A 24478-nucleotide genomic window follows, 5' to 3' on the forward strand; every position below is an offset into this window, starting at 1 on the left:
CTCAAGGTCTTCACCGGAAGTGGCCGGAACCGGTCAGTGACCACCGAACAGGTGCCGGACCTCGGTTTCGGCGTCGTCGAGCCACCCGGCCCGGCGCCGTTCGTCCGCGCCGGCGACCACCCGCAGCACCAGCCGGCGCACGTCCGGCTCACCGAGGTAGGGCGCGAGGCAGCGCCGCCAGATCGCGTCGAGCGGGTCGCCGAAGAGCGTCCGCTCGCGCTCCTCGGTGGTGTCGGAGGTGTTCACCACCAGCAGCCCCCGCAGCGAGAGCAGCGACTCCGGCGCGCCACCGGCGTCGTCGAGGCGGTACGCGACGCCGGGGACGAGGATCCGGTCGAGCCAGCCACTGAGGATGGCGGGCGGCTTGCCCCACCAGTTCGGGTGGATCGCGACGAGCCCACCCGCTTCGCCGAGTTCCTCACGGTGGCGCCGCACCAGCGGATCCGGCTCGGCGGCGAGGAACTCTTCCGCGCGGGTCCCGCTCGTGTAGGCCTCTTCCGCGGTGAGCACCGGGTCGAAGCCTTCGGCGTACAGGTCGTGGAAGAACACCGGCCGCCCGGCGCCGCTCAGCGTGTCACGGACCCGCGCGGCGAGGGCGTGGTTGAAGCTCCCCGGCCGGGGGTGGGCCAGCAGGACGACCACCGGCCGGGACGTCTCGTCGATCACCGCACCAGCCTGTCACGGCGCCGGCGGCCGGCTCAGCCCGCGTTCGCCAGCAGGCCCGGTCCCGACGGCGCGTTGCGCATCAGGCAGGCGTGGCACGGCATCCCGCGCAGCCCGTCGAGCACTTCGGCCTCGCCGGGGTAGATCCCTTCGCCGCACAGCGCGGTCAGCTGCGCCGGCACCTCGCCGGGGGCGGGGACGGGGATCAGGTGGCAGACGCGTCTGCTTTCGCCGACGACGCCTCGGCGTAGCCGCACCAGCGCGAGCATCCCACCGTTTTCACCCATACACGGAAGGTAGGCCGATCGGCTCATCGCAGCTTCGTGCCCGGGCACCAACGATCTTGGGCGAGGGTGGTCCGGGGTACCAAAATCACGCCGGCGACAGCACGGCCGCACCCAGGCGGTGGCTCAGGTTGAGCGCGAGCTCGACGTCCAGCCTGCTCTCCGCGAGCTCGCGCGGCAGCAGCTCCTGCGCCTTGCGGACGCGGTACTGCACCGAGTTCTTGTGCATCGTCAGCTCGCCCGCGGCGGTCGTGTAGCTGCCACCGGCCGCGAGGAACACGCGCAGGGTGTCACGCAGCCGCGCGCAGTTCTCGTCGTCGGCGCTCAACGGCCCGAGCGTGCTCGCCACCCACAGCCGGGCCGCGTTGAGGTCGGTCGTCATCAGCGCGACCGTGCCGACGTCCCGGAAGGTCAGCACGCGGTCGCAGTGCTCGCCGGCGGCCAGCGCCAGCGCGTGCACCCGGCGGGCCTGCTGGTGGGTGTCGCGGAAGCCGCCGACGCCGGTGCCGGGGTCGCCGACCGTGACGCGCACGCCGGGGTCCGCCTCGGCGAGCACGGCGTCGAGGTGCTCGCGGCGGACCGACGCCACCGGGAGCCACGCCCACGCGCCGGCCTCGTCGCGGGGCACGAACAGCGGACGTCCCTCGCCGCCGGCGCGCGCCAGCACCGCGCCGGCGACCGACTCCAGCAGCGACAGCACGTCGTGGGCCTCGGACGCGTGCCAGACGACCATCCCCACGTGCGTGCCGCGCAGGCGGTAGCCGATCACCGCCTCGGCCGCGTCGACGTCGGCCGGACCGCCGTTCTCGCTCAGCAGGTCCAGCACCTTCGCCGCCCGCGCGGCGCTCCGGTTGAGCAGCCACTTGTCGCGTTCGTCCTGGTAGACGCTCACGAGCTGGCGCACCACCCGCGTGATGAACTCGTAGGCGACCTTGAGCAGCCGGCGCATCATGGCCCCGAGCAGCGCCGCGTCATCGACGAGCCGGATGCACTCCTGGAAGCCGAAGTCGAGCATCGCGGCCTGCCCGAGGTCGTACGCCCGGATCAGGTCGAACACCGGGGTGCCGCGCTGGGCCAGCCGGCGCGCGTACTCCATGGCCGCCGCCGGCGGCTCGACGGTCGCCGGGTCGATGCCGTGGCGGAAGATCTGCAGGGCGGTCTCGATGTTCTGGTAGACGCTCGCCGACAGCAGGCTCACCATGCGCTCGTCGTCGTTGACCAGCTGCGGCAGGTCCGCCGCGTACAGCTGGACCAGCTCCCCGGTCAGCTCGCCCGCCCGGTCCGCGAGGGTGGCGGCGATCTGCCGGATGCGGTCCGAGACGATTTCTTCGTCCACCATGGAGCCACCCTACGGGGTGAACGATCAAGCTCGTCCGGCGAACTCGTCGATCAAGCGGAAGGTTTCGGCCGGGGCCTGGACATGCGGCACGTGCCCCGCGCCCGCCACGACCTCGAACCGCGCGTCGGCGAACGCGGCCGCGTACACCTTGCCGAACTCCGGCGGCACGACGACGTCGTCCGCACCCCAGACCAGCAGCGCCGGGATCCGGACGCGCACGAGGCGCCGCAGCAGCTTCGGGTCGGCGATCCGCTCGCCCGCGTAGGCCCGCAGCGCGGCCATGTCGGCGGGGTCCGGCCCGGGCGCGCCGGGCGGTGGCTGCGGCAGGCTGATCGGGTGGCCTTCGACGTCCGCGCCGATGCCGTCGAGGATCACCAGCCGCCCGATCCGGCGCCCGCGGTCGCGGACCGCCATTTCGGACGCGACCCAGCCGCCGAAGGAGCTGGCGACCACGAGGACGTCGTTCGCGTCCTCGTCGTCCAGGAGGTCGAGGTAGGTGACGGCGAGGTCGTCGACGCCGGAGAACCAGTCCGGGCGGGGCGTGCCGGCCCAGCCCGGGTGTGTCGGCGCGAGCACGCGCGCGTGCGGTGCGAAGTGCTCGACGATCGGCTCGACGCCGCGCGGGCCGGCGCCGCCGTGCAGGACGAGCACGGTGCGGTCGCCGCCGCCGGTGTCGACGAGGGGGATGTCCAGTCCCGGGTGTGGACGCAGCGTCCGGGTCACGAAGGTTCCTTTCAGTGGTGATCGGCGTGGGCCAGCATCTGCTCGACCATGGCGGCGGGCGCGTCCGGCCGGAAGCAGGCTTCGAGGTTGTCCGCCGAGTCGCGGGCGGCTTCTTCCGACCGCGGGAAGAGGGCGGTTTCGTACGCGGAGAGAGCGCTTTCGACGTCGTCGTGGGCGGCCAGGGCGAGGGCCAGTTCGGTGGCGTCGAGCATGGCGAGGTTCGCGCCTTCGCCCGCGAACGGCGACATCACGTGCGCGGCGTCGCCGAGCAGGGTCACGCCCGGCACCCGGTCCCAGCGGTGGCCGACCGGCAGTGCGTGGATCGGGCGCGGGACCAGGGTCTCGTCGCTCTCCGCGATGAGGGCGCGCAGCCCGGCGTCGAAGTCGGCGAAGACGTCGAGCAGGCGTTCGTGGTCGGTCAGGCCGGTGACCGTGCCGGGGTCTTCGGTCCGCACGGCGGCGTACACGCGAATCCGGCCGCCGCCGTTGCGCTGGGCGATCAGGCCTTTCCCACCGGCCAGCGCGAACATCGAACCCTGGCCGACGAGCGCCGCCGCGGCCGGGTGTTTCTCGTCCACATCGGACAGATGGGCCTCCACGAACGACAGTCCGGAGTAGACCGGAACGGCGTCCGACAGCAGCGGCCGGACCTTCGACCACGCGCCGTCCGCGCCGACGACCAGGTCCGCTTCGGCGATCTCGCCGGTGTCCAGGGTGATCCGCCCGGCGGACACCGCGGTCACCTTGGTGCCCCAGCGGACGACGCCGTCCGGCAGGGACTCGACCAGGATCCGTTTGAGGGCCCCGCGATCCACCTCGGGCCGGGTGCCGCCGCTCGCTTCGGCGGTCTCCTCGAACCGGACGACGCCGTCGCGGTCGAGGATGCGCAGCGCTTCGCCCTCTTCCCGGGCGACGGCGCGGAACGGCGCGGTCAGGCCCGCCTCGGCGAGGGCGCGCAGGCCGGACTCTTCGTGCAGGTCCAGGGTGCCGCCCTGGTCGCGGGCGGCGGGTGAGGCGTCGAGCTCGTAGACGGTCGACGCGATGCCACGCGCGTGCAGGACGCGGGCCAGCGTGAGGCCGCCCAGGCCCCCGCCGACGATGGCGATCCGGGTCATCGGTTCTCCTCGGGTTCGGGCCGCGGGGTGGCGAGCGCGCCGTTGAGCAGCGCGTCGAACGCCCACCGCGACCGGGCGGGGCCGGGGCCGGACACCAGGTCGGCGGCCAGCGCGGCGATGTGCGGATGGGTCCGCGGGGAGGCCGCGGCCAGGGAGTCGGTCATGACGTCGTGCTCGCGGGCGGCCCCCGGCTTCTCCCGGCGGCTGCCGTGTTCGACGGCGGTCGCCGTGGCGGTCAGCAGGAGCACGTCGACCGCCCAGGCGGCCTGCCCGGGCGCCATGCCACCCTCGTCGAGCAGGGCGAGCACCGCCTCGACGAGCGTCAGGTAGTGCGGCCCGCTCAGCCGGGTCACCAGCGCGACCCGGGCGAGGCTCGGGTGCGCGAACAGCACCGACCGGTAGGAGTCCAGCACCGCCCAGAGGCGTTCGCGCCAGTCCCCCGTGCCGCTCCGGTCGACTTCGGCGAGCAGCTCGTCGAGCACCGCGGCGTGCAGCTCTTCGGTGTCCTTGACGTAGACGTAGAGCGAGGCCGCCCCGGTGTCCAGCTCCTGGGCGAGCCGGCGCATGGTGACGCGCTCGACGCCCTCGGCGCGCATCAGGGCGACGGCGGTCGCGACGATGCCTTCGCGGGTCAGCGCCGGTTTCGCCGGGCGCTCACGGCGGTTGTACGTGCCTTCCGGAGCCATGCCCCCACTGTAGCGAACATGTTCGTTCCGGGCACGTTCGCGCCGAACATGTTCGCCGGAGACGTGTCACAACCGCCGAGCATGTCACTACCCCGGCGATTGTTTCCGGACGAAAAAAATCGGAAACAATCGCGAAACACGGACCAGCCCGCTAACTGGTCTGGACCACAGGACGTAGATCACCTGTCTGGCGGTTCCGGTTACGCCGCATGGCAAATCCAAAGGTACAGACCACTAGGAATTATCACAGTAAAAACCGGTTAAGCAACTTTCGACGGGTGTGGCACCCCGGCCCGGCCGGTATATCTGGAATACACCGAATCCACGGAGGCCGGCGACACCGCCGGCCGGCACGAGGCCGCCCGACCCCCCTCACGGAGGCACCATGCACCGCCTGGACCCGGCCCGCGACCACGTCATCGGGCTCTACCGCATCGTCATCGGCTTCCTGTTCGCCTGCCACGGCCTGAAGACGCTGTTCGGCCTGTTCGGCGCGAAGGCCCCCGCCGCCGTCGGAGTGTGGCCGGGGTGGTGGGCCGCGGTGATCCAGCTCGTCTGCGGCGCGCTCGTCTGCCTGGGCCTCGGCACCCGGGCGGCCGCGATCCTCGGCTCCGGGTCGATGGCCTTCGCCTACTTCACCGCGCACCTGCCGGACGGCCTGTTCCCGATCCAGAACGGCGGCGAGGCGGCGACCCTCTTCTGCTGGAGCCTGCTCGTCGTCGCGTTCGTCGGCCCCGGCCGGTTCGCGCTCGGCAACCTCCCGGCCCTGAACCGGACGCCGGAGGAGGCACCGGCCCGCGTCACCGCCTAGGGACGCGAGATCCCGACGCCGCTGCGCGCGTCGGGACCGTACTTCGCCAGCTCCGCCGCGAGGTCGAGCCGGCCGCTCTTCGCCCGGTCGTCGTCGGTCAGCAGCTCGCGCGGGATGATCCAGACGACCTCGAACTCGAGCCCGCTGGGATCCTTGGCGTACAAGGACTTCGTGGTGCCGTGGTCGGACGAGCCGACGAGCGCGCCGGCTTCGGTGAGGCGGCCGGCGAGCCGTTCGAGGTCGCCGAGCGTGTCGACCTCCCACGCGAGGTGGTACAGCCCCACCGACGTCTTGCCCGCGCCGGAGTCCTCGGCCTGAGCACCGAGCTCGAACAGGCCGAGGTCGTGGTCGTTGGTCGACCCGGGCGCCCGCAGGAACGCCGCGCCGCGGTGCGCGTCGCCGCCCTCGATGTAGTCGAAGCCCAGGACGTCGCGGTAGAAGGCGACGCTTTCGGCCACATCCCGGACGTAGAGCACGGCATGGTTCAGGCGGAAGATCGACATCGAGGGCTCCCCGCGCGGCACGCAAATCGGTTGAAGTTTCAACCGAAGGCTACCACGAACGACGCCACCCACAGCCGGCCGAGCCAGGCCGCGTAGCGGTCATCGGGCCACCCCCTGACACTCGACGAGCCGGTGCCACAGCATCCCGTCCGTCGTGGACCACACCACGTCGCGGCACTCGTCCTCATCGACGGCCAGCTGCCCGGTGGCCGCGGCCGCCCGGGCGTGGTCCGCCATGGCCGCCGGCCACTGCCGGTCGATCTCGGCGAGCATCGCCGCCGCCGCGGGGCCGCTCGCCGCCGCACCGCGCACGGCGAGGTGCAGTCGCGCGGTCCGCCGCGTCGCCGAGGTGTCGACCACGGCGAACGCCGTGAACCGGGTGCGCAGGTCGGGCTCGGCGAACACGGCCCGCAGCTCCGGACGCTCCAGCATCGACACGTCCTCGTCGTCGCCCACCGCGACGTCCCACGTGCGGTGCAGCAGCGCCGCCTTGTTCTTGAACGCCGAACAGACCGTCTCGGGCGCGACCCCGGCCTCGGCGGCGACGTCGGCGATGGTCGTCCGGCCGTAACCCTTCGTGACGAACTGGGCGTGCGCCGCGCTGCCGCCGGCTCGAGTCGTAGCGAGGAGTTCCTGGCCGACTACCGCCTCGAAGTCGTCGCCGCGGGCGCGAGTGGCGACCTCGCCTACACGAATGGCGGATCGTCCACCGCCACGGCGACCGGCCACCGGACGAGCCCGGGCCGGCCGATGCGCTCCACTCTCGGTAGGTCCGGTGACCGACCGGGCGACAAACCTTCGACACCGCATCGAGGCCCTGGTCAGGCGGCCCGGCGGTTCGTAGGGTGGTTTCACCGCAGGACACCGTGTCAGCTGTCCCGCGGGCGGTGGTGCCCCCGGATCCGACCTTTCCCCGAAGCCAAGTCCGGGGCACCACCGCGCCTCCCTCCCCCGCCGGCTCTGCGAGGCGTAGTCGCGCGGCAATTTACATACATACACCACGTATGTATCCTCGCCTCATGACGAAGCGGAGCGAATCCCTGGGTCAGGAGCACCGGGTCCGGCTGCCGGCCGGCGAGGTGCGGTACTTCGAGCGGGGCGGGGGCGCCCCGGTGGTGTTCGTCCACGGGGTGCTGACGAACGCCGAACTGTGGCGGAAGGTGGTGCCGGACGTCGCCGCCGCCGGGTTCCGGTGCCTGGCCCCGGATCTGCCGCTGGGCTCGCACGACCTCCCGATGCGCGCGGACGCCGACCTCTCACCCACCGGCAACGCCGACCTGATCGCGGACTTCCTCGACGCGCTGGACCTGCGGGACGTCACAATCGTCGCGAACGACACCGGCGGCGCGCTGACGCAGATCCTGCTCAGCCGGCGCCCGGAGCGGGTCGGGCGGGTCGTGCTCACGCCGTCGGACTGCTTCGAGTACTTCTTCCCGCCGATCTTCAAGGCGCTGCCGCCGGTCGCCCGGATCCCCGGGTCGATGGCGGTGCTCGGGCAGCTGCTGCGGATCCGCGCGCTGTACCCGCTGCCCGTGCTCTTCGGCTGGGTGACCAAGCGGCCGCTGCCGGACGCCGTCGCGCAGGCCTACCTCTCGCCGCTGCGGAAGTCCGCCGGGGTGCGCCGTGACCTGCGCAAGCTGCTGCGGGACGTCCACCCGCGGCACACGCTCGCCGCCGCCGAGGCGCTGCGGACCTTCGACCGGCCGGTGCTGCTCGCCTGGAGCCCCGAGGACAAGCTGTTCCCCATCCGGCTGGCCCACCGGCTCGCCGCGCTGCTGCCGGACGCGCGGGTCGTCGAGGTTCCGGACGCCTACACGTTCCTGTCCGAAGACCAGCCCGCCGCGCTGGCCGGGCACATCGTCGAGTTCGCGGGCGTCATGGCAGATTAGGCGGGTGCGACGTACCCAGCAGGACCGTTCCGCCGGCACGAAGGCCGCCCTGGTCGCCGCCGCGCGCGAACTGTTCGCCGCCCGCGGCTACCAGGCCGTCCCGGCGGACGAGATCACCCGCGCCGCCGGCGTCACCCGCGGTGCGCTCTACCATCACTACTCCGACAAGCAGGGTTTGTTCCGCGCCGTCGTCGAAGAGCTGGAACGCGAGCTGACCGCGGAGGTCGAGGCCGCGTTCGCCGACGGCGCGGACCCGCTGACCGGCATGATGCTCGGCCTCGGCGCCTTCCTCGACGCCTGCCTGCGCGAGGACATCCGCCGCATCTCGCTGACCGACGCGCCCGCCGTGCTGGGCTGGGACGTCTGGCGCGAGATCGAGGCGGAGTACGGCCTCGGCCTGATCGTCGCCGTGCTGGAGCAGGCCAGGGCGGACGGGCTGATCGTGGAGACGCCCGTCCGCGCCTTGGCGCAGCTGGTGCTCAGCGCGGTGATGGAGGCGGCGAGGATGATCGCCGCGGCCGACGACCCCGCGCGGACCCGCGCAGAGGTCCAGCAGGTCCTCGGCGACTGGCTCGCGAGCCTCCTGCGGACCTAACGCGTCCGGTAGGTGCTCAGCACCGCGGGCCCGACCCGCGTGGTGGACACCATCGTGAGGTCCGCGGCGGCTTCGAAGAGCCGCCGGCCCTCCCCCACCACGCTCGGGAAGACGAGCAGGCGGTACTCGTCGACCAGGCTGTGGCGGGCGAGCGTCTGCGCGATGCCGACCGAGCCGATGACGACCAGATCGCCCGTGTCCTTCGTGACTTCGTCGACGAGATCTCCTTGCAGCAGCGAGGAGTTCTGCCACGCGGACACGTCGTTCAGCGTCCGCGAAGCGACCAGCTTCCGAGCCGCGTTGAGGCGGTCGGGGAATGCGCCGGTGCGGCCGGGCCACAGCTTGGCGAACAGCTCCCACGTGGTGCGGCCGAACAGCAGGGTGCCGGTTTCGAGCAGGGTGCCCAGCCGGAACTTGTCCCCGGCCACGGCCTCCGGTCCGTGCCGGAACGCCCAGCCGCCGGTGGCCGTGCCGCCGGAGCCGTCCGGGTCCCCGACGACACCGTCCAGGGTGAGGAACTCGACGACGATCACGCTCATGACCACTCCCGGTGGATCCTGCCGCCCCCTGGTGGCGCGGCCTCACCGGTACCTACCGGCGGCGCCCGCCGGATTCATCGCTCAGGTCGGACGGAGTTGTCCCGTCTTCGACGTCGAGCGCGTCGAACCACCCGCACGCGGGGTCGCCGGGCGGCCGGTCGAACCGCGTCACGTACGGCTTGACGTCGAGCACGGGGGTGCCGTCGAGCAGGTCGACACCGGCGAAGCGGATCGTGGCGTGCTCGATGCCGAGGATCCGGACCAGGCTGAGCCCGATGGGGTTCGGGCGGCGCGGGCCGCGGGTGGCGAAGATGCCCATCCGGCGTCCTTCGCGGCGAAGGAGGTACGGGACCTGCGTCAGCGTGCCCGGCCGGTCGGGGCGGTCCAGCAGGCTGAGCAGCCACGCGTAGCCGAACCCGGCCAGCCCCGCCAGGCCTTCGGCGAAGCGCGGGTCGAGCTCGATCGTGCCTTCTTCGGCGCGGTTCGCGCCCGCCTGGACGGGGGTGTGCTCGAGCTCCGTGCGGGCGGTGCGCACGACACCGATCGGGATCATCGGCCCAGGGTAGGACCTCGCGACCGGTGCCATGCGCGACCCGCTACGCGATGACTACGCCGTGACCAGCGAGAGGCCGTAGGTCTGCAGGATCTCGTTCACCGGCTGGAACCACGTCTCGCCACCGGAGCTGCAGTTGCCCCAGCCGCCCGACGTCACGCCCTGGGCCTGGTCGCCGGTGATGAAGGAACCACCGGAGTCACCGGGTTCGGCGCAGACGTTCGTGCGCGTCATCTGGTAGACCGCGCCCTGGGAGTAGTTGACGGTCTCGTTGAGCCCCAGCACCGTGCCGCAGTGCCAGTGCGTCGTCGAACCCGAGCGGCACACCGAGGTGCCGACCGGCGCGACCCACGAGCCGCGGACGAGCGCGTCGCTCACCGTGCCCCAGCCGAGCACGACCGGCGCGGTCCACCAGCCGTTGCCGATGCGGATGAACGAATAGTCGTTGCCGGGGAAGGAAGAACCGGCGAAGCTGCCCATCGCCGAGCCGTCCCAGCCGACCACCGAGCTGCCCGCGCCGCCGCAGTGGCCGGCGCTGACGAAGCCGCCCTGCACGGAGAAGCCGATCGAACAGCGGGTGTTGCCGTTGATGTAGTAGGGGTCGCCGCCGACGGTGCCCGCCGAGAACGGCGCGGCGGCCGGTGCGGTCGCCACCGTGACCGGACCGGCTTTCGCCGCCCTGGCCAGGAAAGCGTCGACGTCGGCGCCGTGCGCGCCGGGCCGCAGGGTGACGACGACGCTGCCGGCGCGCGGGTCGGTGCGCCAGCCGCTGACGGCGGCCGGTGCGGGGGCGGCCTTGGCGGAGGCGTCGATCGCGGCCTTCGTCGCGTCGAGCTTCGCGGCGCTGACCCGGGCGGTCGCCGGCTCGGCACCGGCCTTCCGGACCGCGTCCGCCGCGGCCGGATCGGTCACGCCGACGACGAGCTTGCCGAGCGCGGGGTCGAACCAGGCGCCACCAAAGGCGGCTCCGGCGGCTCGCTGGGCGGCCGGCATCACCCGCGCGGCCGTCACCTCCTGGCCGAGGCGGGTTTCGGCTTGGGCGGCGGTCAAGCCGAAGTCCCGCTGCATGGCGGCGACCAGCCCGGGCGAGGCCACGGCGGGGCTGAGCGACGCCGACGCGAGGGACGCGGTCAGGACGGCGGCGCCGCCGAGGGCGAGGACGATTCTTCGACGCATGAGGTCTCCTTCGAGGCAGGGGGAAAGAAACTCACCGTGGGCCGAGTGTGCGGGCGGATCGTGCGAGTGGTCCAGATTTGTCCGGTCTTCTGTCCGGAATTCGCGGAGGCGAACGTGTGTCCGTTGTGGACTGGACGGCGCGATCGGTTGCGGGGCAACGTGTTTCCGGAACGCGAAGAACCGCGAACAGGTCCTGCCTGTCCGCGTCGACGAAGGTCTGGACCAAGTAGAGCATGTGAGTGGGGGCGGTGGCCGGAACCAGAGTCTGCGGGGCAGCAGACGTGCATGACCGTCCCCCTCAGCGGCACCCCCGGCCCCCTCTCACGCCGGTCAGATCGTATTTCCTATACGATCCGACCCTTAGAGCTCCGGGCATCGAGCTGACCACCGAGGACGGCGGCCACGGGCTCGGCTACTCGTCCACGATCGGCACTGGGGCAGCTCCGTCGCCGCGCTGCTGCGCGACCACCCGCTCCCCGGCTCGTCGGGCAGGACTCGCGACCGGTCGAGGCGAGGTGGCGAGACCTCTTCGCCGGCGCGAAGGCCGCCGGGCGAGCCAGCGTCGAGGTGAAGATCGACATGCCCGCCGACGGCGAGGACCTCGAACGGCTCACCGCGGTCCGGGAGGCCGTCGGGCCGCCGTGCGACTGATGGTGGACGCGATCCAGTGGATAACGGCCGCCGCGCTCGGCCCGCTCGACCTGTGCCGGCTCGAGGAACCGCTGACCGCCGACGACGTCTCCGGGCACGCCCGGCTCGCCGCCGCGGCCACCGTCCCGAGCGCGGTCGGCGAATCGCTCTGCTCGATCGCCCGATTCCGCGACTACCCGCGGCGGCCGTGCCGAACGGCCGGTACGCCCCGCACATCCCGCAGCCGCGGGCGATCACGCGCACCTGGCTCGGAATCGACCGGGACCGGGACGCGGTGGACGACCGCCGCACCTGCCGAAAAAACCCGGACACGACACCGTCCGGCCACCCGGAAATGGGTGGCCGGACGGTTCCCGCGGAAAATCAGATTTCGTCGACCTGGTAGGAGACCACCCGCGACGGGACGAGCAGCGCCCCGGCGCATTCCGCGACGGCCGGGCCGAATCCGTACGGCACGAAATCGCCGGCCACGAACCAGAACGCCGAGCCGTTGGCGCAGTGGGCGATCACGCGGTACCCGTAGCCCTCGCCGGGGAAACAGCTGACCGAAACGCCCTGACCGAAGAGTGTTCCGTAGCGCTCGCCGAAACAGCCGGGCGGCGCGAAGTCGCCGCCGGCCGCGGCCGCGGGCACGACCGACAATCCGAACAGGGAAAACGCAGCGACCGCGAGAACCGCCAATTTCCTTCGCATGACCACTCCTCAAAGCGGAGAACCCCGACCTTACGAAGCCTAGGAGAGCGGAAGAATTACCGGCAATTCATCGGGCCAGTGAATGCGAGCGCAGCGGAAAGTCACCACACTGCTCCATCCGGGCTAGCCCGCGACCCTGGACGGATGGCGGAAGGCACGCACAATTCCTCAACGGCTGACGCAAACCCGATCCCGGCCGGATTTCTTCGCCGCGTAAACGGCCTTGTCCGCGGCTCCCAGCACGTCGTCGACGCCGCGGCCCGCGGCCGAGTGGACCGCCACCCCGATCGACACCGAAAGCCCGGTGATCCTCGTCCCGTCCGCCACCACCACGGCCAGCGCCGCCACCGCGTCCCGGATCCGCTCGGCGACGGCCACGGAGTGGACGCGGCCGATCCCGGGCAGCAGCACGACGAACTCCTCCCCGCCGAACCGGCCGACCGAGTCGTAGACCCGCACCTCGCCCCGGACGGCGCCGGCGACCGCGCGCAGGACGTCGTCGCCCGCCAGGTGCCCGTGGGTGTCGTTGACGCGCTTGAAGTGGTCGAGGTCGAGCATCAGGATCCCGCAGACGCCCCCGCGGCCCAGCTCGGCCTCGGCCCGGGCCCGCCACTCCTCGATGGTCAGCAGCCCGGTCTTGGGGTCGTGCGCGCGCAGCTCCAGCCGCCGCCCGAGCTCACCCCGGTGCAGCAGCACGACCGGCAGCACCAGCAGCGGGACCAGCCACGGCCGGACCGGCAGCAGCGCCGCGGCCACCGCGCCGAGGCACAGCGTCGCCGCGTCGAGCAGGTTCTCCGACGCCGTGCCCGCGAACGACAGGAACGGGCGGCCCGGCTCGTGGAGCTTGAACCCGACCATCACGAGCAGCGTGTTGACCAGGAAGAGTGCCATCCCGGCGGCGATCGTGGCGGCCACGTCGGAACCGAAGACGCCGGCGACGCCGTGAGCGGCGAAGATGCTCACGACGTAGGTCGCCACCGAGCACGTGAGCCGGTACAGCCGCACGCCGGGCACCCGCGCCATCCGCAGCCAGAGGTGCCCGTAGACCAGCACCGCGAGCACGGACGCGAGCACCGGCGGCATCGCGAGCAGCGCGGCGAAGTACCACACCGACGCGACGCTGACGTGGGGGTTCCTCGACAGGAACCGCCGCATCCGCTCGGCTTTCGCCGACAGCTCGGCCTGCACGACCGCCGAGCCGAGCAGGACGGCGAAGAACAGCCAGTCCCGCGGCTGCGGCTTCGTCGCCGGGACGGCGGCCAGCAGCAACACGACGGCGGTGGCTTCGACCGCCAGGTAGTAGGGCACGACGCCGCGTGGCGGGTGCGCCGAGCCGGACCGGCCCTGCGGATCCACTTACCCTCCCGTGTCCGTGGATCGGCCGGGCTCCCCCGCCCGGCGCCACCAGGATAGGCGCGCCGGGCGGGAACCGGAAGCCGCCGGACGGAGTGTCCTCAGTGGACAGTCAGGAGGGGGCGGTCAGTGGGCGAACGCGGTCAGGAACCGGTCGCGGAAGGAGTCCATCTTCCAGACCGGCGCCTGCGCGGCGGGGTGCAGGCCGTCCGTCCAGCCCCAGCCGGAGATCCGGTCCAGCACCTTCGGGTCCTTCGCCACGATCGTGATCGGCACGTCGTGCACCGCGCCCTGCGGCGTGACCACCGGCGGCTGGTGGTCGCCGAGGAACACGAGCACGGTGTTGTCGTCGCCGTAGTGCTGCATGAACGAGATGAGCGTCTTCAGGGAGTAGTCGGTGGCGTCGCGGTAGGCGTCGCGGATCTTCGCCGGGTCCTTCCAGACCGACTCCGGCGCCTCCCCCGCGCCCGGCTGCGGCGCGAAGATCGAGCCGTCACCGACCTGGTTCCAGTCCACCAGCCAGGGCCGCGGCGACCACGGCGCGTGGCTGGAGACGAGGTCCACCTCGGCCATCACCGGCTTTTGCGCGCTCTTCGCGAGTTCGTTGCGCTGCAGCATGGAGAACGTGTACTGGTCCGGCATCGTCGCGTAGGCGAAACCCGGCCCCTTGTAGCCGATGTTCCGGAAGTCGTAGTAGGCGTCCGGGTGGTAGAACCGCTGGCCCTCCGGCCAGTCCTTCGTGTGCGCGGGGACGTCCCAGACCGTCTTCCAGCCCGCCTTCTGGAACGCGCCGCCGAGGGTCAGGCGGTCGCTGTCGAGGAGGTTGTTGTACCGCTGCTGGTTGTCGATCCACATGCCGGACTCGACGGTGGAGTGCGCGAGCCAGCTGCCGCCGCCGAACGTGGACGACGACAGGAACGCGCTCTTCGCGCCGATGCCGGCCGCCTTCAGCTCGGCGGTGCCCGCGTCGAGCGTCGCGCCGATCTTCGGGGCGAACCCCGGGTCGTCGAGCGCGACGCGGCCGTAGCTCTCCACGAACGTCAGGATCACGTTCTTGCCGCGCAGACCGGCCAGCAGCTGGTCGCCCGGGGTGTTCCGGAACGCGTCCTCGGCGGCCAGCTCACCGAAGGGCTGCTGCTCCCGCAGGTCCGTGCTCACCTGGCGCAGGTCGTCGTAGGCCAGGGCGGCGGCGTTCTGGGCCGCGACCGGCTGCCCCGGCGCGATCTCGACGCCGAACAGCGAGCAGACGATCCAGATCACGCCGAGCACGGCCACCACGCGCGTCGCGCCGGTCCGCCGGCCGGCCGCGATCCGGGTCAGCCGCAGCATCGCGAGCACCATGAAGACGACCACGGCGATCGCGAGCAGCACCGCACCCGCCAGCACGGCGTACGCGCCCGCGTCGCCGATCTCCCCGGCGAGGAACTCGACGCCCGCGTTGAAGAAGCTCCAGTCGTAGATCGGGTCGAACGGCTTCTCGAGCGTCGCGTAGAAGCCCGTGTCGAGCGCCTTCAGCACGGTGAGCAGCCCCAGCAGCAGCCCGACCAGCACGGCGACGACGCGGCGTGCCCGCGGCGGCAGGACCAGCACGAAAGCCGCGACGATCAGGCCTTCCACCGGTATGCGGACCAGCGCTTCCGGCGAGAACGAGTTGAGGTCCTCCGGCGCGAGGAGCGCGAACAGCACCAGCAGCGCCGCCAGGACGGAGAGCACCACGCCCGCGACGGCGTGCCGCCGGGCGACCCGGGGCAGTCCGAAGTCCGGCAGCGGCGCACCTCCGTCCGGGGTGCGGCGGCGGGCACGCCGCGGCAACGGCAGTCCGGTGGTTCCCATCATGGCGCGGCCTCACATCACGGTTCACGGGTCGGCCGCCGCTCCCCTGCGGCGGGGACGGCGGTCTCACCGCATATACGGGCCACGACGGCCCACGGTTCACGCCGCCGGGCCGCCGAAGCCAAGGTCGCGGGACGATCCGGACGATGTGCCCGAGACCGTGAGCGATCGGCCGCTACCCGATCCCGCCGGTTCCAAACCCGGGCGCGGAGCTTTCACCCCGGAAAGGGGTGCCGATACCCCCGACAGGTGAGTGCCTGCGGCCGTTCGGTTGCGGGCCGGTTGCGCCGGTGTTCTCCTCGAAAGGTCCGAAGATCGGATTCCGCGACGGAAGGCCTGAGGGATGAACCTGTTCGACAAGGCGAAGGAAGCGCTCGGGAAGGACCCGGACAAGGCCGATCAGGGTGTGGACAAGGTCGCCGACGCCGCCAAGCAGCGGTTCGGCGACCACGCCGACAAGATCGACCAGGGCTCGGACAAGGTGAAGGAGTACCTGCACAAGCAGGGCGGCGGGCAGCAGGACGCGCCCCCGCAGTGAGTCCCGGCCGGTGACCGCCCAGCCGTCCGGGGGAAGCACGCTTCGCTCCCGGCTCGGCTGGGTACCACCGGCTCCGTGGTCGCCACCTACCTCGTCCCCGTCCGGACGGCCCTCATCCTCTTCCCGTTCCTCGTGCTGGCCGTCATGCTCCCGGCCGCCTTCGTCAGCTACCGCCGGCGGGGCCGCGCCGGCGGCTGGCCGACGTTCGTCTTCTACGCGTTCCTGTTCTACCTGCTGGCGATCGCCACGCAGACGGTGCTGCCGCTGCCCGCCGACCCGGCGTACTGCGCGGGTCACACGTACGCGAGTTCTCCGCAGCTGCGGCCGTTCTACTTCGTCGAGGTGGTTTCGCAGCGCGCCCGCGGGCACTGGAGCCCGGGTGCGCTGCTGCACAACCCGGCGGTCTGGACCACCGCGCTCAACGTCGTGATGCTCGCCCCGCTCGGGTTCTACGTCCGCTACGCGCAGAAGATGCGGCTCGTCCCCGCGGCGGTGGTCGGCTTCGGCGTGTCGCTGTTCTTCGAGCTGACGCAGCTGACCGGCCTGTGGTTCGTCTACCCGTGCCCGTACCGGCTCTTCAGCGTCGACGACCTGATCCTCAACACCGCGGGCGTCGTCGTGGGCTGGCTGGTGGCCGGCCCGCTCGGCCGCCTGCTGCCCTCGCCGGAGCCCGAGCACGACCGGCGCCGCTACGCCACGAAGGTCACGTTCACCCGGCGGCTGTTCGCGCTGGCCACCGACCTGCTCGGGTTCGCCGCGCTGCTCGGCTTCCTGTTCGGCCTGCTGACGCTGTTCGGCGAGGACCTGGCACACCGCGACACGCCGGTGGTGATCCTCGCGCTCGTCTGGTTCGTGGTGCTTCCCGCGGTGACCGGCTCGACGCCCGGGAAGCGGGCGATGCTGCTGCGCGTGGTGCGGCGCGGCCGCCGCCGGGCCGGGCCGATCGCGCTGCTGGTCCGCAACGGCGTCCTGCTCTCGCCGCTGTGGCTCACGTGGTGGCTGCTGGACCTGGACCGCTGGGACCTCGGCAACCACCCCGAGCAGCTGCTCCTGCCCGTCGCGCTGGCCGCGTCGGTGTTCGTCGTCGGCGTCTGGACGCCGCTGGCGGTGCTGCTGGACGGCGAGCACCGGGCACCCTACGAACGGCTGACCCGCACGGTGAACGTCGCCATCGTGGCACCGGGCGCCCCGGCCCCCGAACCGGTGGCCGAGCCCGACCGGCCGACCGAAGTCCTTAAAGGACGGTGACGGGACGTGCTGCCCGGGATCGGGGGCGCTGGTAGATTGCGTCCGGAGCAGGGTTGAGCCGCCAGCCCGTGCCCCCGATCCCCCCTTCTGGAGCCCGCATGACCACCGACGCGACGCGGCCCCGGCAACGGTTTTCCGGTGCCGGGTGGTCCGTCGAGATCCACGAGGACGGCGGCCTCGAGGTCTACACCCTGCGCGGCGAGTTCGACCTCGCGATCGCACCGAAGCTCGCCGAACTGCTCCCCGCCGATCCCGGCGCCCGGCGGGTCGTGCTGGAGATGGCCGAGGTCGGCTACTGCGACTCCAGCTGCCTGCAGGTCCTGCTGCGGCTGGCCGCCGGGCTGCACGACGCGGGCGGCAAGCTGGCCTTCGTGTCGACCGCGTACGCCGTGACCCGGCCGATCGAGCTGCTCGGCCTCGGCGACCTCATGCCGCTGCACCCGAGCCTCGCCGCGGTGCGGGCGTCCTGGACCGAAGAAACATGACGGCCGCCGAAACCCGTGTCATCGGACCCGGATCCGGGCATGAAGAAGGGGACGGCTTCGTCCCGGAGCCCGCAACGGCGAAGGAGGCGGACGTGAACCTGCGAGCGATCCGGCACGAGCTCGGCATCACCGCCGACCTCACCGAGCTGGCCAAGGTCCGCCACTGGGTCCGCACGGTCCTGCGCGGACTCCCGGCGAGCGTGGTCGGCACCGCCGTCATGGTGGTGGACGAGCTGACGTCCAACGCGCTCCGCCACGGCCGCGCGCCCTACCACGTGCGCCTGCTGACCGGCGCCGCGAAGCTGCGGATCGAGGTCGACGACGGCGGGGGCGGGCCGGCCCACCGCCGGACGCCGTCCGACCAGGGCGGCCGCGGCCTCCTGCTGGTGGAGCGCTGCGCGGCGGCCTGGGGCCAGCTGTGCCGGCCCAGCGGCAAGACACTGTGGGCCGAGCTGGCGACCGACGACCCCGGGGGCGCCCGTGGGTGACCCGGTGCGCACGGCGCGCCGGACACCCGACACGGGCGACCGCGGCTGGGCCGCCGCGCCCACGGCCGCACTCTGCGCCGACGACGGCGGCGTGGTCCTCGCGCTCAACGAGGCCGCCCGCACGCTCTTCCCCGCGGCCGGGCCCGGCCGAGCCCTGACCGGCACGGTGGCGGACTGGCTGGCCGGCGCGCACGACCACCGCGCCGGCGAGGTCGTCCGCGGCGAGGTCGGCGAGCGGGCCTTCGCGGCCCACCCGATCCCGCACGGCGAGGCCGTGACGTGGTGGCTGGTCGACGAGACCGACGCCCGCCTGGCCCGGGACGCGCTGGCCCGTGAGCAGGAGCGGACGGCGTTCCTCAGCGACGCTTCCGCCGCTCTGCTGGGTTCGCTCAACCTGGAGCGCTGCATGGAGGTCGCCGCCCGGCTCGCCGCGCAGCACCTCGCCGACGCCGCCCTGGTGCTGGCGCCCACCACGGCCGGGAACTTCCCCGCCGTCTCCTGCGTGCGCGGCGAGGAGCCGGCGCGGTTCCGGCTGGAGATCAACCCGGACGAGCTGCCCGGCCTCGGTGAGGCGCTGCAGGGCTTCCCGCCGGTGCCTTCGCGCTGGCTCGACCCGGACGCGGCGCCCGCCTGGGTGCTGCCGGCGGGGTTCGGCCCGGTCGGGTCGATCGTCGTCACGCCCTTGCCCGGCCACGGCGTCCCTGCCGGTGCCCTGGTCCTGCTCCGCCGCGGCGACCGGGCCTCCTTCACCGACCAGGAAGAGCTCTTCGCCCGCCTGTTCGCCGCACGGGCCGGCGCGGCGATGTCGGCGGCGCGCGTGTTCGCGCTGCAGGCGTCGATCACCGACACCCTGATGCGCGAGCTGCTGCCGCCGACCCTGGAGCAGCTCGGCGGCATCGAGTTCGCCGGCCGCTACCGCCCGGCCCGCGACGGCGAGCGGATCGGCGGCGACTTCTACGACGTGCACCCGGCGACCACCGGTGCGGGCGACGAGTCGCTGGCCGTGCTCGGCGACGTCTGCGGCAAGGGTCTCGAAGCGGCCGTGCTGACCGGCAAGATCCGCACCACGCTGCGCGCGCTGCTGCCGATGGCGGGCGACCACCACGGGCTGCTGAGCCTGCTGAACCGCTCGCTCGCGAGCGGCCGTGACGCCCGCTTCGTCACGCTCGTGCTGGCCTCGGCCCGCCGCGAGGGCGCCACCGTCCGGCTGCGCGTCACGTGCGCGGGCCATCCGCCGCCCCTGATCGTCCGGGCGGACGGCCGCGTCGAGGAGGCCGACACCCACGGCAGCCTGATCGGCGTGCTGCCGGAGATCCGGTCGTCCGGGACGGACATCACGCTCGACCCGGGCGAGACGTGCCTGCTCTACACCGACGGGATCGTCGAGGCGCGCGGCGGCCCGCTGGGCGACGCGATGTTCGGCGAGGACCGGCTCCGGCAGGCGCTGGGCGAGTGCGCGAACCTGCCGGCCGACGCGGTGGTCGAGCGGATCCAGATGCTCGCGTCCCAGTGGATCGGCCGCGGCACCCACGACGACATGGCCGTGCTGGCGATCACCGCGCCGCGCGGGCAGCACCTGGCCGCGGTCGGCGGCCACGGGCGCGGGAGGTACACCGCATGAGCACCCCCACCCGCACCCCCGGGGTGGCCGAGCACGCCGAACGGCTCTGGGACGCCGTCACGACCGGTGACGAGTACGCCGCCGGCGACGTCGTGATCCAGGCGCTCGACGACGGCGCCGACCCGGAGAGCCTGCTGCTCGACGTGATCGGCGCGGTCCAGCGCCGGGTCGGGCAGGAGTGGGCGGCCAACCGCCTCACGGTCGCCCAGGAGCACGCGGCGACCGCGATCAACGACCGCGTCATCGCGACCTTCGGTTACGTGCTGAAGCGGCCGGAGCCGCACCTCGGCCGGGTCACCGTCGCCTGCGTCGACGGCGAGTGGCACGCGATGCCCGCCCGGCTGCTCGCCGAGGTGCTACGGCTGCGCGGCTTCCGGGTCGACTACCTGGGCGCGCAGGTGCCCGCCCCGCACCTGGTCGCCCACCTGCACCGCACCGGGCCGGACGCGGTCGCGCTGTCCGGGTCGATCGCCACCCGGCTGCCGACCGCGCACGCCACGATCACCGCGTGCCAGGCGGCCGCGACCCCGGTCATCGCCGGCGGTGCCGCGTTCGGCCCCGACGGCCGGTACGCCCGGCTGCTCGGCGCCGAAGCATGGGCACCGGACGCCCGCTCGGCCGCCGACCGGCTGGCCGAGCCGCTCCCCCGCCCGCTCGCCGGGCACCAGCCGCTCGACGACCTGCCGCACCTGGCCGACCAGGAGTACACGCTGGTCACGCGCAGCTCCGGCCGGCTCGTCAAGGCGGTGCTGACCGGCCTGGAGGAGCGCGTCCCCGCGATGCGGACCTACACCGACCTGCAGCGCCAGCACACGGCCGAGGACCTCGCGCACATCGTCGAGTTCCTGGCGACCGCGCTGTACGTCGGCGACGACGACCTGTTCACCGGGTTCCTGACCTGGACCGCCGGGATCCTCACCGCGCGGGGCGTCCCGGCCGCGTCGCTGGTGCCCGCCCTCGACCTGCTCGAGGCGGAGCTGCGCGACTTCCCGCGCGCGACCGGCCTGCTCCGCGCCGCGCGCACGCACTTGGCGAAGCCGCCCGCCGGATCGGAGCGGTCGGCATGACCAGCGGGCTGACCTGCACCTGGACCGCCCCGGACGACGCGACGGCCCGCGTCGCGATCGTCGGCGAGCTCGAGTTCGCCACGGCCGGGCTGCTGCTGCAGCTGGTCACCGCCCGCCTGGCCGACCACCCGGACGTGCGGGACGTGCGGCTCGACTGCGGCGGGATCGCCTTCTGCGACTCCTCCGGGCTGTCCACCCTGCTGCTGGTCCACCGCGCGGTCACCGGCGCGGGCGCCCGCCTGCACCTGGACAACCGGCCCCCCGCCCTCGAACGGCTGCTGTCCTTGACCGGGACGACGGCCTACCTCACCGGCGAGGTCACGGCCGACTCACGCGCCCGCCGCGACTCCTAGCCGCTCCAGCTCCCACGGGTCGTGGGCGCTGAAGAGCGTCACCTCGTCGCCGTGCCGCCTCGCCAGCTCGCGCAGCCGTGCCTGCGTCCCCAGGCGCAGGTCGTGGTGGATTTCCGAGCGGGTCTGGACGACGTCCAGCACCGGGTGCGGCTCCGGGTCCGCCGTCAGCTCTCCGTGGAAGTAGTACGCGTCGCCGCAGTGCAGGAGCCAGCGCGTGCCGTCGTGGACCGCGACGCCCGCGTGGCCCGCCGTGTGCCCGCCGAGCGGGACGAGCCGGAGGTCCGCTTCCACGCCGGTCAGCCGCACCGAGGCGAAGCCGAACCAGTCGTCCCCGGCCGGCGCGTCGTAGGTCTCCCACTTCGGACCGTGTGCCCAGTGCGCCGGCCGGTAGCGGAAGCTCGGCGCCTCGGCCAAGGCCGCGTCCAGCTCCGCGGCGAGGACGTGGACCCGCGCGTCCGGGAAGTCGGGCAGGCCGCCGCAGTGGTCGACGTCGAGGTGCGTGACCACGACGTGCCGCACGTCCGCCGCGGCGAAGCCGAGCCGGGCGATCTGCCGGACGGCCGTTTCGTCTTCGGCCAGCAGCGGCTGCGCCATGGTGACCCAGTCGCCGCCCAGGGTGGCGGTGGGGTCGCGGACGTCGTCGAGGCCGAGGCCGGTTTCGACCAGCACGAGTCCGTCGTGCTCGGTCTCGGCGAGCAGGCAGTGGTTGACCGCGTGCGCGGTGGGCAGTCCGGGGGCTTCGATCTGCCGCACGGACCCGCAGTTGAGGTGGTGGATCTTCATGGCCGTCATCGTCCGACTTGAACTACGCTTCAAGTCAAGGAGGAACCCGATGACCCTGCTCGACATCGCCGAAGTCGCCGAGAAGTCCGGGCTGGCGCCCTCGGCGCTGCGGTTCTACGAGAAGCGCGGGCTCGTCGAACCGGCCGGCCGCAACGGCCTGCGCCGCACGTACCACCCGGACGTCCTGCGCCGCCTCGACCTCGTGGCCTGCGCGCGCGGCGCCGGGTTCACGATCGCGGAGATCGCCCGGTTCCTGGTGGCGACGCCGAGCGACGACGCGCTGCGCGAGCGGATGGCGGTCAAGGCGTCGGAGCTCGACGACGCCATCGACCGGCTCACCCGCATGCGCGACAGCCTCCGCCACGCCGCGACCTGCGACCACGTGCCGCTGGTCGAGTGCCCGGACTTCAAGCGGGCGATTTCGTAGCCTTCGCCAGCTTGGACGGCCACCAGATGCGCCGCCCGACATCGACCGTCAGCGCCGGCACCAGCAGCGACCGCACCAGGAACGTGTCCAGCAGGACGCCGAACGCGACGATGAACGCGATCTGGGCCAGGAACAGGATCGGGATCACCGCGAGCGCGGAGAACGTCGCGGCGAGCACCACCCCGGCCGAGGTGATCACGCCGCCGGTCAGCGACAGCCCGCGCAGCGTGCCGTCGCGCGTGCCGCGGGTCAGCGCCTCCTCGCGCACCCGCGTCATCAGGAAGATGTTGTAGTCGATCCCGAGTGCCACCAGGAAGACGAACCCGAACAGCGGCACGACCGGGTCCGCGCCCGGGAAGTCCAGGATGTGGTTGAACACCAGGGCGGACACGCCCATCGTCGCGGCGAACGAGAGCACCACCGTGGCGATCAGCAGCAGCGGCGCGAGCAACGACCGCAGCAGCAGGGCCAGCACGAGGAAGATCACCAGCAGCACGATCGGGATGATCAGCGCGCGGTCGTGCTCCGACGTCTGCTGCGTGTCGAGCTGGATCGCCGTCGGGCCGCCGACCTTCGCGGCCGCGCCGGGGATCGCGTGCACGGCGTCGCGCAGCTTGCCGACCGTGGCGACGGCCGCTTCGGAGTCCGCCGGATCGTTCAGCACGGACAGGATCTGCACCCGGCCGTTCACGACCTTGGGCAGCGGCACCGACTCCGCGACTCCGTCCACTTTGGACGCCGCCAGCACCGCGGGCACGGCGCCGGTGTCGGCGATCGTGATCACGGGCGCACCCAGCCCGCCCGGGAAGTGCCGGCCGAGGACGTCCTGCCCGGTCCCGGACTCGACCTGGGTGAGGAAGACGTCGGACTGCGCCGTGCCGGACGCCTTGAGCTGCGGCAGGAACGCGACGCCGACACCCAGGACGAGCGCCGTCACCACCCAGACCGTGCGCGGCCGGCCGCCGACCAGGCGCGCCACGCGGCCCCAGATCCCCGACGTCTCCGGGTGCGGCGAGCCGAGCGCCGGCTTGAACGGCCAGAACGCGCCGCGGCCGCACAGCGCCAGCACGGCGGGCAGGAACGTGGTGGACGCCAGCAGCGCGGCGCCGATGCCGATCGCCGCGACCGGGCCGAGGCCCTTGTTCGAGTTCAGGTCGCTAAACAGCAGGCACAGCACCCCGAGGATGACGGTGCCGGCCGAGGCGGCGATGGGTTCGAGCGTCGCGCGCCAGGCGAGCTTCAGCGCGTCGAACCGGCTCGGCGTGTCCCGCAGCTGCTCCCGGAAGCGGGCGACGGTCAGCAGGGCGTAGTCGGTCGCCGCGCCGAACACGAGGATCGAGAGGATGCCCTGGCTCTGGCCGTTGAGCGCGAGGACGTCGTGCTTCGCCAGCAGGTAGACGACGAGACTGGCGAGCCCGAGCGCGAACACCGCCGAGAGCAGCACCAGGAACGGCAGCAGCGGGCTGCGGTAGACCACGATGAGGATCAGCGCGACCACCCCGCCGGCGACGAGCAGCAGGATGCCGTCGATGCCGCCGAACGCCTTGACCAGGTCGGCGATCTGCCCGGCCGGCCCGGTGACCAGCACGGTGAGCCCGGCCGGGGCGCCGGTGAGCGCCGCGCGGACCTCCTTGACGACGTCACCGGGGTTGCCGTCGGCGAGGATCGGCACGGCCAGCTGCACGGCCTGGTCGTCGCGCGGCGCGTTCTCGGGTTTGCCGAGCGGGCCGACGACGCCGGGGATGCCGCCCAGCTCCTGGGCCTTGGCGTCGAGGAACCGGCGGTCCTCGGCGGTCAAGCCGGTGGTGCGCTCGGCGACGACGGTCGCGGGCAGCACCTGGCGCGGGGTGAAGGCCTTCTGCTCGTCGGAGACCTCGGTGGCTTCGGCCGAGCGCGGCAGGAAGGCGGCGTTGTCGTTCTTCGCGACCTCGCTGAGCTTCCCGGCGAACGGCCCGCCGAACCCGCCCAGTCCGAGCCAGGCGATCACCAGGAGGGCCGGGATCAGCCAGCGGAGCCGGCGCGGCTTGTCGTTCATGGTCGCTAAGGTCCTTTCGAGGGCGAA

The 24478-nt window shown here is 72.8% G+C and carries 27 protein-coding genes and 1 pseudogene; 12 read left to right on the top strand and 16 right to left on the bottom strand.

The annotated features are described in order from the left end of the window. Window positions 1–33 precede the first annotated feature (33 nt). From ACZ7PG_RS40330 to ACZ7PG_RS40355, 6 genes are all read right to left on the bottom strand, one after another. The gene (locus ACZ7PG_RS40330; protein ID WP_470244457.1) at window positions 34–666 is read right to left on the bottom strand and encodes an NAD(P)H-dependent oxidoreductase; all 633 of its coding nucleotides are present in this window, start codon (window positions 664–666) and stop codon (window positions 34–36) included. Window positions 667–698: 32 nt separating this feature from the next. Continuing rightward, entirely contained in the window at window positions 699–950 is a 252-nt protein-coding gene (locus ACZ7PG_RS40335; RefSeq protein WP_470244458.1) for a hypothetical protein, read from the bottom strand. Window positions 951–1035: 85 nt separating this feature from the next. Then, window positions 1036–2286, bottom strand: coding sequence for a PucR family transcriptional regulator (locus ACZ7PG_RS40340; RefSeq protein WP_470244459.1), 1251 nt, complete (start codon window positions 2284–2286; stop codon window positions 1036–1038). A 24-nt stretch (window positions 2287–2310) separates the two neighbouring features. Continuing rightward, window positions 2311–3009, bottom strand: a complete 699-nt coding sequence (locus ACZ7PG_RS40345) for an alpha/beta fold hydrolase (RefSeq protein ID WP_470244460.1) — start codon at window positions 3007–3009, stop codon at window positions 2311–2313. An 11-nt stretch (window positions 3010–3020) separates the two neighbouring features. Then, window positions 3021–4124 carry an FAD-dependent oxidoreductase gene (locus ACZ7PG_RS40350; protein ID WP_470244461.1) on the bottom strand — a complete coding sequence of 368 codons (1104 nt, stop codon included), beginning with the start codon at window positions 4122–4124 and terminating at the stop codon, window positions 3021–3023. Next, window positions 4121–4810, bottom strand: coding sequence for a TetR/AcrR family transcriptional regulator (locus ACZ7PG_RS40355; protein ID WP_470244462.1), 690 nt, complete (start codon window positions 4808–4810; stop codon window positions 4121–4123). The genes ACZ7PG_RS40350 and ACZ7PG_RS40355 overlap by 4 nt, the downstream gene beginning before the upstream one ends. Window positions 4811–5195: 385 nt before the next feature. Between ACZ7PG_RS40355 and ACZ7PG_RS40360 the strand changes: the two genes are divergently transcribed. Next, window positions 5196–5621, top strand: coding sequence for a DoxX family protein (locus ACZ7PG_RS40360; protein ID WP_470244463.1), 426 nt, complete (start codon window positions 5196–5198; stop codon window positions 5619–5621). Here the strand turns inward: ACZ7PG_RS40360 and ACZ7PG_RS40365 are convergent. After that, on the bottom strand, window positions 5618–6124 hold the full coding sequence (locus tag ACZ7PG_RS40365) for a VOC family protein (protein ID WP_470244464.1): 507 nt from the start codon (window positions 6122–6124) through the stop codon (window positions 5618–5620). The genes ACZ7PG_RS40360 and ACZ7PG_RS40365 overlap by 4 nt on opposite strands. Before the next feature lie 99 nt (window positions 6125–6223). Then, the gene (locus tag ACZ7PG_RS40370; protein WP_470244465.1) at window positions 6224–6853 is read right to left on the bottom strand and encodes a TetR/AcrR family transcriptional regulator; all 630 of its coding nucleotides are present in this window, start codon (window positions 6851–6853) and stop codon (window positions 6224–6226) included. Between the two features lie 290 nt (window positions 6854–7143). Here ACZ7PG_RS40370 and ACZ7PG_RS40375 point away from each other — a divergent pair, with 290 nt between their 5' ends. Further along, window positions 7144–8013 (top strand): alpha/beta fold hydrolase, encoded by an 870-nt coding sequence (locus ACZ7PG_RS40375; protein ID WP_470244466.1) that lies wholly within the window; start codon window positions 7144–7146, stop codon window positions 8011–8013. A 4-nt stretch (window positions 8014–8017) separates the two neighbouring features. After that, window positions 8018–8608 carry a TetR/AcrR family transcriptional regulator gene (locus ACZ7PG_RS40380; protein WP_470244467.1) on the top strand — a complete coding sequence of 197 codons (591 nt, stop codon included), beginning with the start codon at window positions 8018–8020 and terminating at the stop codon, window positions 8606–8608. On the opposite strand, the gene ACZ7PG_RS40385 is transcribed toward ACZ7PG_RS40380, so the two are convergent. From ACZ7PG_RS40385 to ACZ7PG_RS40395, 3 genes are read right to left on the bottom strand one after another with little or no spacing between them, the layout of a single operon-like run. Next, the gene (locus tag ACZ7PG_RS40385) at window positions 8605–9147 is read right to left on the bottom strand and encodes a dihydrofolate reductase family protein (RefSeq protein ID WP_470244468.1); all 543 of its coding nucleotides are present in this window, start codon (window positions 9145–9147) and stop codon (window positions 8605–8607) included. The genes ACZ7PG_RS40380 and ACZ7PG_RS40385 overlap by 4 nt on opposite strands. 52 nt (window positions 9148–9199) lie before the next feature. Then, the gene (tsaA, locus tag ACZ7PG_RS40390; RefSeq protein WP_470244469.1) at window positions 9200–9700 is read right to left on the bottom strand and encodes a tRNA (N6-threonylcarbamoyladenosine(37)-N6)-methyltransferase TrmO; all 501 of its coding nucleotides are present in this window, start codon (window positions 9698–9700) and stop codon (window positions 9200–9202) included. 54 nt (window positions 9701–9754) lie between these two features. Beyond that, complete coding sequence (locus ACZ7PG_RS40395; protein WP_470244470.1) at window positions 9755–10876, bottom strand: S1 family peptidase; 1122 nt, start codon at window positions 10874–10876, stop codon at window positions 9755–9757. Between the two features lie 650 nt (window positions 10877–11526). Between ACZ7PG_RS40395 and ACZ7PG_RS40400 the strand changes: the two are divergent. Beyond that, window positions 11527–11745, top strand: a pseudogene (locus tag ACZ7PG_RS40400) (enolase C-terminal domain-like protein); the annotation flags it as partial. 145 nt (window positions 11746–11890) lie between these two features. On the opposite strand, the gene ACZ7PG_RS40405 reads toward ACZ7PG_RS40400, so the two are convergent. The 3 genes from ACZ7PG_RS40405 to ACZ7PG_RS40415 all read right to left on the bottom strand — a co-directional run bounded on the left by ACZ7PG_RS40405 (window position 11891) and on the right by ACZ7PG_RS40415 (window position 15409). Next, on the bottom strand, window positions 11891–12220 hold the full coding sequence (locus tag ACZ7PG_RS40405) for a hypothetical protein (protein ID WP_470244471.1): 330 nt from the start codon (window positions 12218–12220) through the stop codon (window positions 11891–11893). Window positions 12221–12388: 168 nt separating this feature from the next. Then, a complete protein-coding gene (locus ACZ7PG_RS40410) occupies window positions 12389–13576 on the bottom strand; it encodes a GGDEF domain-containing protein (protein ID WP_470244472.1) in 1188 nt (395 codons plus the stop codon). A 123-nt stretch (window positions 13577–13699) separates the two neighbouring features. Beyond that, window positions 13700–15409 carry a sulfatase-like hydrolase/transferase gene (locus ACZ7PG_RS40415; protein ID WP_470244473.1) on the bottom strand — a complete coding sequence of 570 codons (1710 nt, stop codon included), beginning with the start codon at window positions 15407–15409 and terminating at the stop codon, window positions 13700–13702. Window positions 15410–15749: 340 nt separating this feature from the next. On the opposite strand from ACZ7PG_RS40415, the gene ACZ7PG_RS40420 reads away from it, so the two are divergent. From ACZ7PG_RS40420 to ACZ7PG_RS40450, 7 genes are all read left to right on the top strand, one after another. Continuing rightward, window positions 15750–15944: an antitoxin gene (locus ACZ7PG_RS40420; protein ID WP_470244474.1), complete on the top strand. Its 195-nt coding sequence runs from the start codon at window positions 15750–15752 to the stop codon at window positions 15942–15944. Window positions 15945–16019: 75 nt separating this feature from the next. Further along, window positions 16020–17192 (top strand): VanZ family protein, encoded by a 1173-nt coding sequence (locus ACZ7PG_RS40425; RefSeq protein ID WP_470244475.1) that lies wholly within the window; start codon window positions 16020–16022, stop codon window positions 17190–17192. A 98-nt stretch (window positions 17193–17290) separates the two neighbouring features. Then, on the top strand, window positions 17291–17677 hold the full coding sequence (locus ACZ7PG_RS40430; protein ID WP_470244476.1) for an STAS domain-containing protein: 387 nt from the start codon (window positions 17291–17293) through the stop codon (window positions 17675–17677). 92 nt (window positions 17678–17769) lie between these two features. Continuing rightward, a complete protein-coding gene (locus tag ACZ7PG_RS40435) occupies window positions 17770–18165 on the top strand; it encodes an ATP-binding protein (RefSeq protein WP_470244477.1) in 396 nt (131 codons plus the stop codon). Next, complete coding sequence (locus ACZ7PG_RS40440; protein ID WP_470244478.1) at window positions 18158–19786, top strand: PP2C family protein-serine/threonine phosphatase; 1629 nt, start codon at window positions 18158–18160, stop codon at window positions 19784–19786. The genes ACZ7PG_RS40435 and ACZ7PG_RS40440 overlap by 8 nt, the downstream gene beginning before the upstream one ends. Continuing rightward, window positions 19783–20853: a cobalamin B12-binding domain-containing protein gene (locus ACZ7PG_RS40445; RefSeq protein WP_470244479.1), complete on the top strand. Its 1071-nt coding sequence runs from the start codon at window positions 19783–19785 to the stop codon at window positions 20851–20853. The genes ACZ7PG_RS40440 and ACZ7PG_RS40445 overlap by 4 nt, the downstream gene beginning before the upstream one ends. Continuing rightward, window positions 20850–21206, top strand: coding sequence for an STAS domain-containing protein (locus ACZ7PG_RS40450; protein ID WP_470244480.1), 357 nt, complete (start codon window positions 20850–20852; stop codon window positions 21204–21206). Before ACZ7PG_RS40445 ends, ACZ7PG_RS40450 begins: the two co-directional genes overlap by 4 nt. On the opposite strand, the gene ACZ7PG_RS40455 is transcribed toward ACZ7PG_RS40450, so the two are convergent. Then, window positions 21183–21989 (bottom strand): MBL fold metallo-hydrolase, encoded by an 807-nt coding sequence (locus tag ACZ7PG_RS40455; RefSeq protein WP_470244481.1) that lies wholly within the window; start codon window positions 21987–21989, stop codon window positions 21183–21185. The two genes, ACZ7PG_RS40450 and ACZ7PG_RS40455, sit on opposite strands and share 24 nt — an antisense overlap. 49 nt (window positions 21990–22038) lie before the next feature. Between ACZ7PG_RS40455 and ACZ7PG_RS40460 the strand changes: the two genes are divergently transcribed. Next, window positions 22039–22416 (top strand): MerR family transcriptional regulator, encoded by a 378-nt coding sequence (locus tag ACZ7PG_RS40460; protein WP_470244482.1) that lies wholly within the window; start codon window positions 22039–22041, stop codon window positions 22414–22416. Here ACZ7PG_RS40460 and ACZ7PG_RS40465 read toward each other — a convergent pair. Continuing rightward, window positions 22397–24451: an MMPL family transporter gene (locus ACZ7PG_RS40465; RefSeq protein ID WP_470244483.1), complete on the bottom strand. Its 2055-nt coding sequence runs from the start codon at window positions 24449–24451 to the stop codon at window positions 22397–22399. The genes ACZ7PG_RS40460 and ACZ7PG_RS40465 overlap by 20 nt on opposite strands. Between the last annotated feature and the right edge of the window lie 27 nt (window positions 24452–24478).

Source organism: Amycolatopsis sp. NPDC114504, from assembly GCF_055633595.1.

Coding starts and splice junctions, on each gene's coding strand:
- ACZ7PG_RS40335 (WP_470244458.1), bottom strand. CDS start 950: ATGGGTGAAAACGGTGGGATGCTCGCGCTGGTGCGGCTACGCCGAGGC.
- ACZ7PG_RS40340 (WP_470244459.1), bottom strand. CDS start 2,286: ATGGTGGACGAAGAAATCGTCTCGGACCGCATCCGGCAGATCGCCGCC.
- ACZ7PG_RS40350 (WP_470244461.1), bottom strand. CDS start 4,124: ATGACCCGGATCGCCATCGTCGGCGGGGGCCTGGGCGGCCTCACGCTG.
- ACZ7PG_RS40355 (WP_470244462.1), bottom strand. CDS start 4,810: ATGGCTCCGGAAGGCACGTACAACCGCCGTGAGCGCCCGGCGAAACCG.
- ACZ7PG_RS40360 (WP_470244463.1), top strand. CDS start 5,196: ATGCACCGCCTGGACCCGGCCCGCGACCACGTCATCGGGCTCTACCGC.
- ACZ7PG_RS40365 (WP_470244464.1), bottom strand. CDS start 6,124: ATGTCGATCTTCCGCCTGAACCATGCCGTGCTCTACGTCCGGGATGTG.
- ACZ7PG_RS40375 (WP_470244466.1), top strand. CDS start 7,144: ATGACGAAGCGGAGCGAATCCCTGGGTCAGGAGCACCGGGTCCGGCTG.
- ACZ7PG_RS40385 (WP_470244468.1), bottom strand. CDS start 9,147: ATGAGCGTGATCGTCGTCGAGTTCCTCACCCTGGACGGTGTCGTCGGG.
- tsaA (WP_470244469.1), bottom strand. CDS start 9,700: ATGATCCCGATCGGTGTCGTGCGCACCGCCCGCACGGAGCTCGAGCAC.
- ACZ7PG_RS40395 (WP_470244470.1), bottom strand. CDS start 10,876: ATGCGTCGAAGAATCGTCCTCGCCCTCGGCGGCGCCGCCGTCCTGACC.
- ACZ7PG_RS40405 (WP_470244471.1), bottom strand. CDS start 12,220: ATGCGAAGGAAATTGGCGGTTCTCGCGGTCGCTGCGTTTTCCCTGTTC.
- ACZ7PG_RS40415 (WP_470244473.1), bottom strand. CDS start 15,409: ATGATGGGAACCACCGGACTGCCGTTGCCGCGGCGTGCCCGCCGCCGC.
- ACZ7PG_RS40420 (WP_470244474.1), top strand. CDS start 15,750: ATGAACCTGTTCGACAAGGCGAAGGAAGCGCTCGGGAAGGACCCGGAC.
- ACZ7PG_RS40430 (WP_470244476.1), top strand. CDS start 17,291: ATGACCACCGACGCGACGCGGCCCCGGCAACGGTTTTCCGGTGCCGGG.
- ACZ7PG_RS40445 (WP_470244479.1), top strand. CDS start 19,783: ATGAGCACCCCCACCCGCACCCCCGGGGTGGCCGAGCACGCCGAACGG.
- ACZ7PG_RS40450 (WP_470244480.1), top strand. CDS start 20,850: ATGACCAGCGGGCTGACCTGCACCTGGACCGCCCCGGACGACGCGACG.
- ACZ7PG_RS40455 (WP_470244481.1), bottom strand. CDS start 21,989: ATGAAGATCCACCACCTCAACTGCGGGTCCGTGCGGCAGATCGAAGCC.
- ACZ7PG_RS40460 (WP_470244482.1), top strand. CDS start 22,039: ATGACCCTGCTCGACATCGCCGAAGTCGCCGAGAAGTCCGGGCTGGCG.
- ACZ7PG_RS40465 (WP_470244483.1), bottom strand. CDS start 24,451: ATGAACGACAAGCCGCGCCGGCTCCGCTGGCTGATCCCGGCCCTCCTG.